General features: G+C 41.9%; 13 protein-coding genes. 2 read left to right on the top strand and 11 right to left on the bottom strand.

Annotated elements, in window-relative coordinates:
* Positions 1-131: 131 nt before the first annotated feature.
* Positions 132-1,490: an outer membrane protein assembly factor BamB family protein gene (locus tag CA598_RS07275; protein ID WP_094876075.1), complete on the top strand. Its 1,359-nt coding sequence runs from the start codon at positions 132-134 to the stop codon at positions 1,488-1,490.
* 43 nt (positions 1,491-1,533) lie between these two features.
* Here CA598_RS07275 and CA598_RS07270 read toward each other — a convergent pair whose 3' ends face one another.
* Positions 1,534-2,037: a ferritin gene (locus tag CA598_RS07270; RefSeq protein WP_042127399.1), complete on the bottom strand. Its 504-nt coding sequence runs from the start codon at positions 2,035-2,037 to the stop codon at positions 1,534-1,536.
* A gap of 128 nt (positions 2,038-2,165) precedes the next feature.
* Between CA598_RS07270 and nagZ the strand changes: the two genes are divergently transcribed.
* On the top strand, positions 2,166-3,464 hold the full coding sequence (gene nagZ / locus CA598_RS07265; protein WP_094876074.1) for a beta-N-acetylhexosaminidase: 1,299 nt from the start codon (positions 2,166-2,168) through the stop codon (positions 3,462-3,464).
* Between the two features lie 18 nt (positions 3,465-3,482).
* Here the strand turns inward: nagZ and CA598_RS07260 are convergent, their stop codons facing one another.
* The 10 genes from CA598_RS07260 to CA598_RS07215 all read right to left on the bottom strand — a co-directional run bounded on the left by CA598_RS07260 (position 3,483) and on the right by CA598_RS07215 (position 16,692).
* On the bottom strand, positions 3,483-4,571 hold the full coding sequence (locus CA598_RS07260) for an efflux RND transporter periplasmic adaptor subunit (protein WP_094876073.1): 1,089 nt from the start codon (positions 4,569-4,571) through the stop codon (positions 3,483-3,485).
* A 31-nt stretch (positions 4,572-4,602) separates the two neighbouring features.
* Entirely contained in the window at positions 4,603-5,976 is a 1,374-nt protein-coding gene (locus CA598_RS07255; protein ID WP_179283610.1) for an ABC transporter permease, read from the bottom strand.
* Positions 5,966-6,685: an ABC transporter ATP-binding protein gene (locus CA598_RS07250; RefSeq protein WP_094869825.1), complete on the bottom strand. Its 720-nt coding sequence runs from the start codon at positions 6,683-6,685 to the stop codon at positions 5,966-5,968. The genes CA598_RS07255 and CA598_RS07250 overlap by 11 nt, the downstream gene beginning before the upstream one ends.
* Positions 6,686-6,724: 39 nt before the next feature.
* A complete protein-coding gene (locus CA598_RS07245) occupies positions 6,725-9,310 on the bottom strand; it encodes a hypothetical protein (protein ID WP_094876072.1) in 2,586 nt (861 codons plus the stop codon).
* A gap of 136 nt (positions 9,311-9,446) precedes the next feature.
* Complete coding sequence (locus CA598_RS07240; RefSeq protein WP_094876071.1) at positions 9,447-10,781, bottom strand: hypothetical protein; 1,335 nt, start codon at positions 10,779-10,781, stop codon at positions 9,447-9,449.
* Positions 10,778-11,866: a DUF58 domain-containing protein gene (locus CA598_RS07235; protein ID WP_094876070.1), complete on the bottom strand. Its 1,089-nt coding sequence runs from the start codon at positions 11,864-11,866 to the stop codon at positions 10,778-10,780. The genes CA598_RS07240 and CA598_RS07235 overlap by 4 nt, the downstream gene beginning before the upstream one ends.
* 3 nt (positions 11,867-11,869) lie before the next feature.
* Positions 11,870-12,847: an AAA family ATPase gene (locus CA598_RS07230; RefSeq protein WP_094876069.1), complete on the bottom strand. Its 978-nt coding sequence runs from the start codon at positions 12,845-12,847 to the stop codon at positions 11,870-11,872.
* 139 nt (positions 12,848-12,986) lie between these two features.
* The gene (locus CA598_RS07225) at positions 12,987-14,075 is read right to left on the bottom strand and encodes a GerAB/ArcD/ProY family transporter (RefSeq protein ID WP_094876068.1); all 1,089 of its coding nucleotides are present in this window, start codon (positions 14,073-14,075) and stop codon (positions 12,987-12,989) included.
* A gap of 20 nt (positions 14,076-14,095) precedes the next feature.
* Entirely contained in the window at positions 14,096-15,253 is a 1,158-nt protein-coding gene (locus tag CA598_RS07220; protein ID WP_094876067.1) for a Ger(x)C family spore germination protein, read from the bottom strand.
* The gene (locus CA598_RS07215) at positions 15,250-16,692 is read right to left on the bottom strand and encodes a spore germination protein (RefSeq protein ID WP_094876066.1); all 1,443 of its coding nucleotides are present in this window, start codon (positions 16,690-16,692) and stop codon (positions 15,250-15,252) included. Before CA598_RS07215 ends, CA598_RS07220 begins: the two co-directional genes overlap by 4 nt.
* Positions 16,693-16,763: the final 71 nt, after the last annotated feature.

Raw genomic sequence — 16,763 nt, 5'->3', positions numbered from 1 at the left:
GGTCATAACTGTTTTGCGGAGTGTAACATAGTTTGCCTTAGTTCAACTTTAATTCCATTCTTATGAATAGTAACTTTTTGCCATTTATAATGTCTAATTATAGTAATCACTATTTTGAGGAGCGTGAAACGATGATTCAGTCTTTGCACAAGACTATGATTAAAGCTTTAGCTGTTACATGCATTGCATCCCCAATAGCTTACAACGGATCATTATCCGTCATTTCCGCAGAACAAGCCGTCATAAGTACAAGCTATCCTTATTACAATGAAGTCAAAGCACCCACTCTTACTCCTGTATGGTCGTTTTCGACCGCTATCTTAAAAGAAGATCGGATTACTGAGCAGAACGTTACAGCCCTTGCCGAGAATGGGAAAGTTTTTGCCTTGCAGCGGAATGAAAAACTAGTCGCATTGAATGCTATAACAGGTAAAAAAATGTGGGAATTCGGAAGTGCATTAGCTCCATTGTTCACTTACAGTAATGGATATATCTACGGACTGACCCAAAGTGGCTCTCTGTATGCTGTTAATGAAGCTGGTAAAAAAGCATGGTCGGCTTCATTATCACTACCTAAAGCCACAAGTATCCAACGGTTAGGCTCCACCATTTATGTAACACAAGAGAGTCAACTTGCAGCGGTCGATACTGTCAGTGGGAAGATCAAATGGAAGGCTGTCGAGGAGAGCAATAACTTTACAGGCTTATCAGAACTTATGGAAACCGATGGGGTTGTTATTCGAAGTTATCTCTCTCAGGGAGCCTTAACAACTGCCGCTCTTGCCGCTTATGACAGTCTGACAGGCAAAAAACTATGGGACCAGACCCGACAATGGTGGCCACTAGCAGTAAAGGATGGCCTTCTCTACTCCATGACCAATACGTTAATGCTTGATGATAACCCTGTAAATCGTAATGTAAAAGTTTCTGTCTTCAACGTAAAAACGGGTGAACTTAAAGGAGAACGTTTATATAAATGGACAGATACCGACAATAAAGATGGAGTGTTCGCATTTGGTGGTGTAAACGGGACTGCGTTCTTGGACGGAAATGACTTCTATATTTTTCAGGGCAGCAAGCTTGTGAAATATAATTTTTGGAATTACTCAGCGGAAGGTAAACCTGTTCAAACCTGGACCTCTATGGCTAAAGAGAAGGATTATCCACTTCACCAAGTTCATCAACAAAGAATGTTATATTCCAATTATGATACGGGTACGCTATCCGCACTTAAACTTGGAAATGGGCAGGCTGTAGTGCTCAATAATGGGGAGAATCCTGTCGTTCAGACGGATCTTTTTGGAAACGTGGTGTATAGTGGACAATCAGATGGCCTATTTCACGCTTATGATCTGTTGACTTTGAAGCCTATTTTTACCGTGAATACAGGATCTCGTAACTTTACTCCTTCGCTTAAAACCGGAGGCATGCTGATGATTCGAACGGATAATAAGCTGCTTGCCATTAAACTACCTTCAGCCATAAAATAAAAAAGCCTGATTTCTCAGGCTTTCAGATCTTCAATACCTTCACTTACTCAGCAGGTGCTGTAAAAGTACGTGCAGCAAACTCAGCATCTAGCATGTAGAAGGCGTTGCTATCTTTATCAATTCGTTTCAGTTTACTAATGATGTTGCTAAAGAGTGCTTCCTCTTCTACTTGCTCGTCAATGAACCATTTCAAGAAATAGATCGTTGCATGCTCACGCTCATCCAGCGCCAAGTCAGCCAAATGATAGAACCGTTTTGTGTTTTGTTGTTCATGCGCAAAAGCATGTTCAAAAGCATCCAGCATCGAACTGTACTCGTTCTTCGGTTCAGGTAGAGCTTCAAGTGTTGCCCGATTATCGCGATCATTAAGAAACTTATAGATTTTCATGGCATGGAATCTTTCTTCTTCAGCTTGAATCAGGAAAAAGTTTGCGAATCCATCCAGACTTTCACCGGAACAATAAGCAGCCATAGCTAGATAAACATGAGCGGAATAAAACTCGAAATTCATCTGTTCATTAAGTGCGTTCACTAATCCATCTTTCATCTTTCTGTCACCTCATAATTCAATTTTTTATATGTAAAGATTTAAGTTCATCTTATCACCGAGTATCTAAGTCAGCAAGGATTCATCCTTCTGACATCTAAATAAGCAATGAAGGGACGTCTTTTTTAATGAACAGATTCACTCGCAATACCCTAAAACTGAAATTCTCTGGCACCCTCTTATTGACTTCAGCTATGTTATCTATGGTTCTGTTAACTAGCTGCTCCAATAGCAGTAACAGTTCTCAAGCTGTCGCTACAAATGCGCCGACTGCTGAATCTACACCTACGCCAGTTACCAGTTCCACAGCAGCTCCCTCCTCAGAGAGTGATCCAATGGCTGTTCAGGTTTCCAGTATGAGCCTTGAAGAGAAAATTGGACAAATGCTCCTTGTTGGTATCGATGGAACCGTTCTAGATGATCAAGCAAAAAGGATGATTGCCGAAGACAAAGTCGGTGGAATCATCCTTTATAAGAACAATATTCAAGACCTGAAGAGTATGGTCAGCCTCATTAATTCCATGAAAGAGAGTAACAGAGGCAACCCTGCCCCTTTATTTATGAGTATCGATCAGGAGGGCGGAAAAGTCAGCCGGATGCCTAAGGAGTATGCTTCTTTCCCCTCTAATGGAAAGGTCGGTACCCGTAAGGATGCTAATGCTGCCGAAATGATGGGCAAGCTGCTCGCTAGAGAAGTATTGTCAGCAGGATTTAATATGAACTTCGCTCCCGTCCTTGATATCAATAGCAATCCAAATAATCCTGTAATTGGTGATCGTTCCTTCGGTAGCTCCGCTGAACTAGTCAGTACGCTAGGGATTGCCGAAATGAAAGGTATGGAGAGTGAAGGTGTAGTGCCTGTTGTCAAACATTTCCCTGGTCACGGAGATACTTCCGTCGACTCCCACCTTGAGCTGCCGATTGTGAATAAGAGCGCTGAAGAACTCGCTAAGTTAGAATGGCTCCCTTTTCAAGCTGCGATAAAAGAGGAAACAGATGCCGTTATGGTCGCTCATATTTTGTTTCCGAAACTTGATCCCGATAAACCCGCATCTTTATCAAGTAAAATCATTGGTGAGCTACTTCGTGATGATATGAAATATCAAGGACTCGTAATCACAGATGACCTAACTATGGGAGCGATCATGAAGAATTATGACCTTACCACAGCTGCGGTAGATACTATAAATGCAGGCAGTGATATCTTACTTATCGCTCACGGCTATGATAATGAGAAGCGGGTATTAGAATCGCTTCTGGACCATGTAAAAAAAGGCAAGGTACAGGAATCACGGATTGATGAGAGCGTCTATCGGATTTTAGCCTTGAAAGCTAAATATAATCTATCCGATGAGCCAGTTCCGGTTCCTGACCTTACCGAGCTAAATAAAAATATTAAATCTTGGCGACTCACGATTGAGAAATAGGCTTAGGTCTATTCCAATCTATTGAAGCACAACAACATCTCCAACCTTTAACCCTGAGACGGCCTCTGTTTTGTCAGCCGTCTCCATGCCCACTTTGATATCTCTTCGTTCATATTCCCCATTGCCTTTATCCACCATCACGTAGGAGAGATCCCCTTCATGCATGACTGCGATGCTGGATACAACGATGGCATTTTCCTTGCGAACCGTCTCGATTTCTCCGCTCAAACTTAGTCCACCAATTAAACGCTCGTTAGGTTGCAGTGAGATTACCACTTCAAATTGCGGAACCGAAGTAGCAGTAGTATTTTGACCCGAAGCAGTCTTAGCAAATTTAGATACCTTAGTCACTTCTCCAGACAGCTTTAAATCTTTTAAAGCTGTCATTTTAACATCGACCTTCATTCCCGTCTTAATACGGAAGACATCTTGTTCACCTACAAGCGCTATGAATTCAAGCTTGTTCATATCTACAATTTTGCCGATGTATTGATTATCTGTTACCGTTTGCGGAATTTCACTCGCACTGTCAAATAGAAAAACACCTGTTGCAGGAGCATGGTAGAGGGCTGTATTTAGCTTAGCCTTCTTTTCTTTTAATTCACGAGCCTGAATTTCAGCATTTACTTGGTTAAGCTCATTCCCTAGTCTTGCTGATTCTTGGGCTGCAAGTGCCTTTATACGTTCAGCTTCTGTTGCACCAAGGGCTGCATTCTCCTCGTCCTGCTGACTAACAAATTCATTTAGTTCCGCTTCTAGCTGAGCCTTACGAATGGTCGCCTCTTGAGTAGCAATTTCATTCTTTAGGGCTTCCTGATCGAGGGTAAACAGTAAATCCCCCTTCTTAACTTGAACACCATTCTCAACCTTCCATTTGGTTACCTTTGAAGCATATGGTGCATATACAAGCGTTTCCTGCTCATATTGTGAATTCCCTTTGACCTGAACAGAGTTGGTGATGGTTTCCTGTGTCACTTCAAAAGTTATCGCCTGTGGGGGTTCAACAGGTTCTAGCTGTGCCTCGGGTTTATACATCTTGGTGTATACAAAATAACCTGCTGCAATAATGATCAATACCAATACAATCCACTTGATTCTCCTCTTCATCACTTCTGCTTCCTTTCAACTAAAAAAATAGCTAATCCCGTTTTATCGCCGTGAGCGCATTTGTTCTGGATGCGCTGATCGCCGGATAGATTCCCGATAGTACGCCTGTCATTACCGCAAATGCGATCCCTATTGGAAGGGTCATCAGAGGAATAGTGATTACTAAGGGCTCACCCATCCCCATTCCTCCTGTGGAACCAATCAGCTTATTTATGCCAAACACAATCAAGTACGAAAAGCCTATACCGAGCAGCCCACCAAGCATACCGAGCAATGCCGCCTCTGTAATGAACATATTTCTGATTTGCCCCATATTGGCGCCTAGCACCTTCATAATACCGATCTGGCGACGACGCTGATGGGTGGACATGGTCATCGCAACAATGATCGAGATCGAAGCAATAATTAAAATGAATATACCAATACCAAGCGCTGCTTTTTTGAACATACTGAAAGTAGACGCCATCGCCTCTTTTTGATACAAATTCGTACTTGTATTTAGTGTGAGTTTCTGGATAAGCTTCTCCACTTGCACAATATTGTCAGTATTGTCGACCTTTACAATGGCTGAGTTATAAACACCCTTCTGCCCAACGGTTCCATTCATTAGTTTCAGTTGTTCTACTAGCCGCTCACCCGTCTCTAACGACACGTACATCTTCTTGTCGTACATCGCCATATCAGGGTTCCCCCCAGTATCCAATATCCCAACAATTTGAATGGGTGAGCTGACTAAGGACTGTCCACTTTGAGAAGCAGGGTCATATGATTGTAATTGAACCTGTTGTTTGTACATATCCGACGGAAGCATGCTTAAACTGTTGTATTGTTCCATAATTTTATTATTATACGGATCTGAATTCAGCTGTTCAAAAAGACGTTGCCGAGTCTCGATATCTATCAACCCTACAGTTGCTCCATAGTTTAGCACTGCCATTCCAATCAAATCAGATGGACCACCTTGCTTGAACTTCTTGTCGTATTTCGTTAGCAACCGAAGGTCCGTTCCGATAAGCTGTACATCTGTAATTTTATTATCGATAGTAGTCATTTGTATGTAGCCAAGCTCTTGAAAAGGTGCTGCTGCGGTAACATGCCGCAGGCTTTGGACAATTTCAAGTTTCTGAGCCGTCAGCCTGCCGGGATCGAGCTTTGCATCAGAAGCAGAAGCTCCACCCCCTCCCCCTTGTGAAGGGATGCCGCTGTTCGGAGTCACCGTTATTTCATCCATTTTGAAATTCCGGTTAATTTCCCGCTCCGTATAGCTTTGTGCGGAATCTCCTATACTTAAAGCAACAATAATAGCAGCACAGCCAATCGATATACCTGCCATACAAAGACCTGTGACAACTTTCCGTCGTTTGACTTGTTCCCAAGCCAAACGTGAAATATCACTAATCCTCAATGCGTTCCCCCCCTTCGAGTTCTGTATCCGAAGAAGTTGGTTTCTCAGTAATCATATATCCGTCCTGAAGCGTGAAAATCCGTTGCATTTGTTCAGCAACTTTGAGCTCATGTGTTACTACGATGAAGGTGGTCTTCATCTTCTTGTTCAGGTTAAGCAGGATATTGATAATTTCCTCTTCTGTCTTTGAGTCCAGATTTCCGGTCGGTTCATCTGCGAAAATAACGGACGGTTCTGTGATCAAGGAACGTGCAATACTGACCCGCTGCTGCTGTCCGCCAGACAACTGTGAAGGGAACAGGTCGGCTTTATCCGGAATGCCGACCCCTTCCAGCAAGGCCAGAGCTTTTTGCTTACGTATTGATGGTGAAACGGATTGGAATACAAGCGGCAACTCAACATTTTCCCGGACAGTCAAGCTAGTAATCAGCTCATAAGCTTGAAAGATAAACCCGATATGCTTCCTACGAAATTCAGATAGCTTGTTTTCGCTCATCTTCACAATATCTTGGTCAGCAATGTAAATGTGGCCTTCCGTAGGCTTCATCAGACCTGCCATCAGGTTGAGCATGGTTGACTTACCGGAACCCGAGCTCCCCAGTAATGCAACCATCTCCCCCTTTTTCACAGAAAAATCTATTTGATGAAGGACTGCCGTCGTTTCATTACCATTCTTAAAAGAATGCGTTACATTTTCCACTCGCAACATTGGAGCTGCTCCTTCTCGTACATTAATAGATATGAATTCTTACTTCTCAGTTACTGATCTATCGATCTTTATGCTATATGCCTGGCTGGCCAGCTCGATCCGTTCTCCTTGGAACTCATCATACAGCGTGATTCTGTAGGCGCCACCTGACAAGTTTTTATACATATTATTGGTAAAGGTTGCAGTATACGAGTTGTTATTTCCTTCGAGAAGTTCAGTCCCGATGTTCAAGCTTCGTTCCTGTGATAGACCATATGGATCTGTCATTTTGAGCACCAGCTTATGGGTGAAGGTTCCCATGTCATAGGTACTGTCACGAAGAAGGTTATAATTCATAACGATATCTATTGTGTTACTACCTTGCATCGATCGCCCTTCCGAACTTAGAACAGACATCGTGTACGGATATAGCGCAACCTTCGTCAAGTTATTCTCCGGTGGAGTAGAAACTGGATTTAGACTCAATGAAGCAATGTTAATGAACCCAGTTGGTTCCTGCCCAGGTTCAGACAGCTTATTTCCAGTAATCCCTGGACCTAGATACATACTAACGTCTGATGGAATAACGGATTTTGGCAATTTTGCCCAGTACGTAATTAATTGCTTACCACCCGGTGTAGCTGAAGTATCTGGCTGATTCACTGTTGCTTCGAATAGCTGGCCATCTCCCGTTTTAAAGTAACCCTGAAGGCGAGCCATTTTGCTTTGTCTTTTTTCCTCACTGCTAAGCAGTAGTTCTGTATATACGATATTAGAATTGAGACCTTCATAAATAATGGTTTTGTTCTCTTGAACACTAGCGTTCTTGCCTTTACCGGTAATTGCATAACTTCCCCCACGTTCAATAGTCGCTACAGCATTCATCGTACTGTTCGTGCTAAGCGATAGGAACGAGCTCTTCTCTTCTTTTACCGTTGTAAAGAGGTTCACTTTTAATTTATCGAACTCTTGCGTATAAGGGATTTTGGCAAATACATAGATCTCCGCATTTTTTCCTGGCGCAATGATCGAGGTTTCCTTGTCCATAAACAGTTCTGTTGAAGAAGATACATCATCATTGTCTACCTGGACAGATCCTTTTAATTCTGGAAGCGTTAATGCCACCGATTGGGAATTCTTAATATTTATTCTTGCAACAACGATATCATCATCTTTCCAAGGAAAACGCTGTAATGACAGCAAGTTATAAGTGAAAGAGCCGTATTCATTCGATGCGCTATACTCCACGCCTTGTTGAATCTCGGGTCGTAGCGTATAGGAAATTGTGTAGTAAGCAACGGGTACTGTCAGCTTGGCTGTATTGCCCGTACTTACATTATTCCCTTCAGATCCAGTTCCCTCACCTGCACTGCCCGAATCTGGATTAGCTGGAGCTGAAACAGCCTCTATCATTTGCAATTGCAGCGAACTCTGCTCAACCTCAAGCGGAATTTGTGCGGTAAGCGGAATGATTTTTTCCTCCAAAGGCTTTATAGTTAAGCCGCTTAATCCCTTCGCATTGATCGGAAAGGCTGTCCCTGTTGAAGATTTAACGGCAAGCTCATAAGTTGGCAGCGTAACTGTCGTCTTCCCTACATTTTTCACTCGAAGCTGGAAGGTCCAAATCCCTTTATTATTCTCAGCGTATACGTTTGCGTTGTTTAACTGAGTTTCTATCGGATTATTATTAATGGTGATTTTCTTGGTCACACCTTTACCTACCACCAAGTTAGGTGTTGTAGCTGCTGGCAGCTTGTACGAAGATTTAGCGATCTCTAGCTTCAGTGCTTCATCTTTTTGCGTAAATTGCAGCTTCATATTGTCCGTCTTCATATAAGGAGGAATCTCGGCAAGATAATAGATAATCTTCTTCTCCTGCGGCTGAATCTTGTAACTAATCTGAGAACGATCAAGTGCTAATTCATACGAGCTGCCACCTGCAGAGAGTAAATAAGCCGCATAACCCGGATCACTGAGTACCTTGCTGCCCTTATTAGTCAGGCTTATTCCCACCTTGGCATAAACTTTCCCATTATATTTATAGAGCTCCAAGGACTCACTTTTGGCGATGACAGGAATGTCATTCATTGTGGTGCTAACATTTTTTCCATTTACGGCAGTTGGGGAATAATTAGCTGGCACAGTAAAACTTCCTGCATGCTTTAAATAACCTTTGGTTTTGGAATCCCATACATACATGGGAATCTTAATCCCTTTTAAAGAATTGGTCTTGCCTATGTTGACGTAATATGTAACCCGCAAGCTTTCTTTAGCACCAATCTTCTTCTTAGCCGCGTCAGCGCTCAGAGGGTTACCTGGAATAACAGAACCCCCTGGCGTCGTCACTCTCGAAAAATAGTACATTAGGTTTGCGTTTTTACTGCTCCCATTCGAATAATTCAGGGTATAGGTTAAAATATTCCCACCAGGTTGTGACCAAACATTGACATCTTCTAATGTAGCTTTGATATTTGCACCTAAAGAAATGGAACCCAGATTGCTAGGGGGTGTTACTGTCGCCGCAGCTACAGCTGGATTGGTACGAACAGCATTAGCGGATGCCGCTGAAGCTGTATGGCCAGTCAGTTGACTGATGACAAAGGTACTTATTAGTAAAACAACATATGTACTGCTATGCTTTCTCATTTACTTCCCTCCACGAGTATTTTGCTAGAATTATTATAGTAGTAACTGCAAATCCAATTGTATCCATGTTGTAACACTTTTGAAGCGTTTGTAACCTATTTGTTCCTATTTACACGAATTTGAAGAATATTCTATTCTATAATTTCAATTCATCTTTCAATGCAGCCACATCATCCGCAGAAGGTTTTTCTTCTCCATATCTAACTTTTTCATATAATTCAATTAATGAATTCGACGTATTAACCGTACGTTCTTCGGCCTTATGTTTAACCTTGTTAAGAGCAATCCATTTTATAATATCGTCTTCTGTTTCCTTCGGCGTAAGATAACTCTTAACTTCATAACCATGATCGTGCTTCAAATGAAGCCAACGCCGATATAACCAACGAACACGTTCCGTTTCACTATTCATCTGCTCCCAGCGGTCTTTTCGATGTCTTGGTGTAAGGCGAGTACTCCAGAAATCCTTAAGACCTTGAAGCGTTTGTTCCCATGTAAATACACTTTTTTCCTCATCAAGATAAGTTGTATTGTCCTTTGGAGTATGCTCTCTGCGCAGCATGGATAACAAGGCATCCATGGATCTCTTTAATTTCCCGCCGGCATTTCTATACAACCACCGAAGTCCATAATAAGCTGCAACGACCAATAACACTGCTCCAGCAACATATAAAGCAACATCTAATATAGCAGCTAGTAGACCAGGCTTTTCATCTCCAACAAAAGGTAGTTCCGGACTCGCTTGAGGCTGTTCTACGGGCGGAGGTAGCGGCTCACTTGACCCTGAGAATAAATTACTAATCCATCCGAAGAACGAACGTACCATATTCCATAGCAGTGTCCCTATAGCTTTTCCGACTCCCGCCGCTAACACTGCCGCAACAATTCCTATTCCAATGACATAAATACGATTATACCTTTGTAATCCTTTTGGCAAAGCTTTGCCCTCTTGAGAAAGCGTACTATATTGTAAATAACTACTATTATAAATAAATAATGTGAGCAATAGACACAAACTACCGCACCAGGTCAGGAGTGTAACACTCTCCTCCAAATCGGTAATTCTCCCAAAGACAATGGTCGCAACAAAATAGATTACCATACCTATCCAATACTTCTTACTGGATTGTTCTCTAGAGTCAGCAGTCATACCGAGAAAAGCGCATATAAAACCTGCGACACCTAAAGGCAGACTCTCGATAGACAGACTTCCTGCTGACAAAGCCCCAACCACCGTCCCAAGAATTAGAGCTGACAGCAGCTGCTTCCATCTAACACTACATTGTTTTCGTAGCAGAATACCTACTAATGATATTAGTGGTATGGCGGTCAGCCACATAGGTTCAACTTGCTTGGGTAGTACATAAACCTGAAACAGAATCCATACAGGTAAAACTAATAATAGTTCTAGGATGGAGAATATCCAGAGTTTGACCGTATTCCATACGTAACCAGATAACGGAAGTTTCATGCGCTCTCTCCTCCCTGTTCCGGAATATCCAGCCATTCTACACCATTGCCCAACACCAATAAGAGGTCAGCAGCCTCTTGTAATTGTGCTCCTCTATGACAGCTAATGATCAGAAAGTCTGTATCATTTATTCCACTCTCGGCCTGCATGGCTAGCAATCGACTCATAGGAAGCGTTCTATCTAGCTCCAGTTTCGCTAACAGCTCTAGCAAGTCTTCCAGCTCAGCCATAGATTCTGCTTCAACAGGATCTCTTTCGCCCCCGTTATCCAATCTGCCGTTACAGATAAATCCCGTCTCAATTCCATGGCGCATGGCGTATTCGGCAATAGTGGCTGCATACCGTATCCCTTGCTCGATACGTTCAACATCTGTTACCGCTCTCCACATGGAATCACTGTCCTCTATATTCAAACAAATGACGAGCCTGGAATCCGCAGTGTAATCTTTCTTATGCACCTGCATAGTCCCTGTGCGCGCTGTTGCCTTCCAGTTTATAAGCCCCATAGAATCTCCTGAGCTATACTCGCGAATACCTGCAGTCAGGAAAGGATCTTCTACGATCCATCTTTTCACTGGAAGTTCACCCAGCCAGCTATGTATCGGAAGCGGAAGATCGTCTAAATTCAACAAATTAGGATAAACTAATAACTCTAATTGGAGAGGATACGTTTTATTTTTCCGGATCAATCCAAAGGGATCTCCAGTGGTCATGGTGACCGATTCCAAACGGTATATCCCGCGCCGCTCGCAAGTTACTTGATGCCGCCGTTTAATATGACGGTAAGATTTAAGAAAGAACAAGCTGATATGATTCTGGTAGATTTCACCCGTGCTAATGCCGAGATTATCCTGACTTCCAAATGCCAAGCCTCTGGCAATACTAGATTCCAGTCGAAGCCAAGGTAAGGGCAGGAGCTTTGCATTCACGATCTCCTCAATCATCTCAAGGTTATCCCCTTCATAAGCGACTTTCGTCGAGAAATACCGAGTGTAACTAAGCGCTTTCAGACCATTCCGTTCATAGATCACGGCAAGTAGGAACAGGAGCGCTATTGTAATAAAAATGAACCAAGGCAACGCCATAGCTCATTCCACCTTTCCGCCTCTTAAGGACGCAACAAGTTCTGTTGGCACTTCTACCTCACGAAGCACTTGTATCACAATTTCTGCGGCCTGACCCTCTTTTGAACCTAATCCACGATGAAGCAGTAGACGATGTGCAAGCACCGGAACAGCTACGGCTTTAATATCATCTGGTGTAACGTAAGATCTACCTTGAATTAGAGCATATCCTTGAGATGATCTGAGCAATGCTCCGCTTGCACGTGGGCTCGCCCCTAGTTTTACTGCCGTAGATTTACGAGTAGCTTCCGTAATCCGAACGATATAGGCTAGCAAATCATCACTAATACTCACAGAAGCGGCCAAATGCTGTGCAGCTTGAATATCTTGAGCGCTAGCCACAGCAAAAGTCTCTTCAAGCGGATTATTCTCACGGAAACGCTGTAAAATATGAATCCCTTCGTCAAATGAAGGATAACCCGTAGTAATCCGCATCAGAAATCTATCTAATTGAGCTTCGGGCAACGGAAAAGTGCCCTGGTTATCAATCGGATTCTGAGTAGCAATAACGAGAAAAGGTGCATCAAGACCATGAGTCACACCATCGATCGTGATTTGCCGCTCCTCCATACATTCCAGCAGACTGGATTGTGTTCTTGGTGTTGCACGGTTAATTTCATCAGCCAATAAAATATTCGCAAATACTGGACCTGGTCTAAACTGAAATTCACCTGTCTTTTGATTATAAAAATTAATCCCGCTTAAATCTGAAGGCAGCAAATCTGGTGTAAATTGTATACGCTTAAATGTACAATCTAAAGATTTTGCAAGGACTTTGGCTAGCAAGGTTTTACCAGTACCCGGAACATCTTCCAGCAGAACATGGCCATTCGCAAGTAATGCGGTTAGTAGCAGATCTACTCCATCCTCTTTTCCAACAATGACTCTAGCTAGATTGGTTCTAATAGATTTGATGAGTTCGGTAACTTCTTGAAGATTCATGTAAATGCACCATCCAATCTGAGGAAATTATTGTAATAATTCCTTTCATCATAACAGAAAGTGTATCCAATATATAATTCACAAGAAAAGGCCCTGCCAATTAAAAAGGCAGCACCTAGATTTCCCTCTCTGTTTTCATTTACCTCGCAGGTTTATTCCGATATCGAAAGTAAGCCGTGATGGCATAATAGATCGGGATGCTTTCAACAATTAGCCAAATGACAACAATAGCATAACTATTATAGTGTTTATAATAACTGCCTATGTGTCGTGAATATAAAAAAGCTATCGATATTGAAGCTATTGTTAAGAAGGGAATGTACATTTTTCTAGCTTTTGTATTAAACAAGCCCGATACACATCTAGAGGCTACGTAAATAAGAAAAGAGCTGTGAATGAACATAGAAGATGACCATATTCCAATTAAGAGCGGATCCGAATTACCTAGCAAATTATCTTGTTTGGAGCTACGCACCAATTCAAGGAAAGGATATTGCAGTTGCTGACCCAAATGTGGACCAAAACTCATCATCGTCAGTGACCAACCAATTAAGACAGTGACTAGGACAAATACCCCCGTTAATACTAATCTTTTAAGCATCTTCGCTTCAAGCTTCAGATCGGGCACAACAAACAAGAGGACAATCCATTCTCCAAACCATGACATGACTACAATAGAGTCTTTCAGGGCAATCCCGGGATCATGATAATGAATGAAGGCTGGCAGCATATTGAAGTCCGCATTCGGTAGAAATAAATTAAATAAAATGATCATCGTGATGAAAAAAACAAGAAAAAGACCATCCGCCATATACGCTATCGTTGTAAAGCCTAAACTTGCCGTATACATAATCACTAGCCCAATTACACATTGAATAAACAGAGGCGGAGTTCCTCTCAAATAATTAGAACCAAAGAATAACACAAAGTTCTCAATATCATAAGATGCATAATAAACACACCAGCTTAAGAGCAATAGAAGCATGAACTTGTGTGGCCATTTACCTATGATCTCTTTTCCAAAGCTAACCCACGCTTGATTAGGGCGCAACATACCGACGTAAAAAGTAAACCACAATAAGATCAACCCTAATAATGACCCCACTATTAATGCAATCCAGCCTTGATAGGATGAAGTAGCAATTAGAGTCGGAATCAAAAAAATAGTGGTTTGAGAGCTGAAGAAAATAATGAAAAAACGGAACAGCTGCCATTTCGATGTTCGCATAACTTCTCCCTCTAAACGTCTTATTTTGCTGTTCCAAAATCCACAATGCTAAAATCTGTCTTCACCTTAATATCAGCCTCTTGAGCGTAATAATTATCCCAGCGCTCTCTAACTTGCTTCCATTGCTTTGGATCGTTCCATTCCAGTAACAATCCGAGCTGTAGAATATCGGCACCTGCTTTTTGGGTATTACGAATAGCTTCGGTAAGATGATCAGAGACTTTCTCTTTAAGCTTTGCAATGATAATTTGGCCGAGTTCCTCTGCATCCCTATTCTTAGGGTCCCTTAAATAAATAACACTAGCTTTCCCCTTTAAATTCACTGTAAACACAGGACCATTATCCGTTTGATTTACCTTCTTTGATGATTTCGTGCTTACAAATATAACACTTGCGCCACCATTGCCCTCATCCCAATCGACGGAGTAAACTGCCAGCTTAAGACTGCCTGCCGCCCAAGCTAAGGCCCTTCCCTCTTTAAGCTTAAGAACTCCTTTCATCTTATCTTTTTGAAAAAGCATTGCCCCTTGGATTCCTGCCCAATACTCCGGTTTTCCATCCTTAGATGCTGCTTCTTCTTTTTTACCAAAGGAAAGATTGTTTATAGCAAAACCAACACCTGATGCTTCTGCAAACAAGCAATCCTTAACCGTAGTAGAAAACAAATATCTCTCTGATCCAAAGTTCTTTAGTACATCCGAAGGCAATTGCTCGTAAATAGGTGCTAGTGTACTCATTTCTTTGGCACTTCCGGGGCTAGCCATAACATACGCACCCAGAGGAAGACTAGGTTCTCTTTCAATCCATAGCAATAGTTCACTTATGCCTTGTTCAGCAAAGGTTTTCCCTAAGACAATTACTTTTAATTGAGCAAGACTAAGTTTACGTGTTAAATCTTTTTGAATTAACAACATAGCGTCTGCAATCGTTCCTGAGGTCTTAGAAACTGTAGAATAAGTTTTCCCGTCTCCTCCTCCGCCACTTGAAGGTTGTCCAGCTGCGTTAAGCCGATTGGGCAAGGGTGAGTTAATCGTAATTTCAATAGTACCTTGTTCTTTGCCTTCATCAATAAACATTCCGTATACAAATGTTAGTTCATCCAATTCTACCTTTGACGACCAGCAGCCTGTTATATTTAGGAGCAAGATTAGAATCACTCCTATCTTCAGGATTCTCATTTCTCTTTCTGTCTCCTTTTATTCCTATCTGTATAGAGGTTGCTGCGTTTCGTCATAAAGTTCGAGGGAAAGCGGGCTAATGTATCCTTCCAGTCCTGTAACACAAATGGGGCAACGGGTTGCAAATATGGAGCACCTAACGGCCTTAAATTAGCTAAATGTCCATAAATCAAAAAAGCTGTAATATATACCCCGAGCAGCCCCATGGTTCCACCCATAATCAGTAACGGGAAACGAAGTAGCCGGAAAGTCAGACCAAGCTCATAATGGGGGATGATATAAGTGGCAATTCCAGTAATAGAAACAACAATAACCATTGGTGCAGATACAATTCCTGCTTGGACCGCAGCCTGACCAATAACGATACCCCCAATAATTGAAACCGTCTGCCCAACAGGCTTTGGAATTCTAGTCCCAGCCTCTCTAAGCGCTTCAAAGGTTAGCTCCATAATTAAAGCCTCGGTAAGCGCTGAGAATGGAATGTTCTCTCTCGCTGAAGCAATGGTAATTAACAGATTCGGTGGAATGATTTGAGGATGAAAGGTTGTAATCGCTACATAAAGTGATGGAAGAATCATGGATATGATTGAGAACATAAATCGAACAATACGAATCCAGCTTGCCGCATAAAAGTTTTGGTAATAATCCTCAGAGGATTGCAGCATTGTAAAAAGGGATGTCGGTGCAATCATCGCGGTTGGTGTTCCGTCTTGTAAGATTCCGACCCGACCTTCCATCAGCGAAGCCGCTACTGAGTCAGGGCGTTCTGTATATTGAAATACCGGAAAAGGGGTGAAGTTTCCCTTTCTCAAATGTTCCGATAGGTAACTAATACCCAGTATCCCGTCAATATCTATTTCATCGAGTTTCTGTTTAATCTCAGCTAGAACTTCTTTTTTGTAAAGTCCTTCAATATAGACCACATACACATCAGTTTTTGTATATTTCCCAATTGAATAATGCATGGTTTTTAGATCCGGATGTTTAATTTTATGTCGAATCAAAGAGAGATTCGTTTCAATATCTTCAATGAAAGCCTCTTGGGGACCAATCACTACAAGTTCGTTTTGTGATTCGGTCACTGATCTTTTTTGATATTGGGTAATTTCAAAATAATAAACATAAGGAAGATCCTCTATATAAAGCACTACTTTCCCTGCAACGATCAAATCTACAATCTTTTGTAGGTCATACATCTTAAAATACGAGATTGGAAAAACAACGCCTTGATCTAACCGTTCTAAGAAGTCAGGCCATTCTAACTTTGCATTGGCTTCTGTAATTAGCGGTAATGCAATACTTTCATGAAGTGTCTTAGAATCGATGATGGAGGGTAAATAGATCAACTGACAAGTATGCCCATGAACAGAAATGTTCTGATACACCGTATCACTGCTTCCCACCAGTTGATCTTTAATGGTCTCTAAAATTCCTGACATTGGCTGTATACCTCCTTTTTTTGCGTTGTATCAATCTGGCTTAGTTTGCCAATGGTTTACCAGGTTTATAC

Origin of the sequence: Paenibacillus sp. VTT E-133291 (assembly GCF_002264395.1) — a bacterium.
Taxonomy (GTDB): Bacteria; Bacillota; Bacilli; order Paenibacillales; family Paenibacillaceae; genus Paenibacillus_AQ; species Paenibacillus_AQ nitricinens.
The sequence above is the reverse complement of the archived record's forward strand: the minus strand, read 5'-3'. Positions and strand labels throughout refer to the sequence as shown.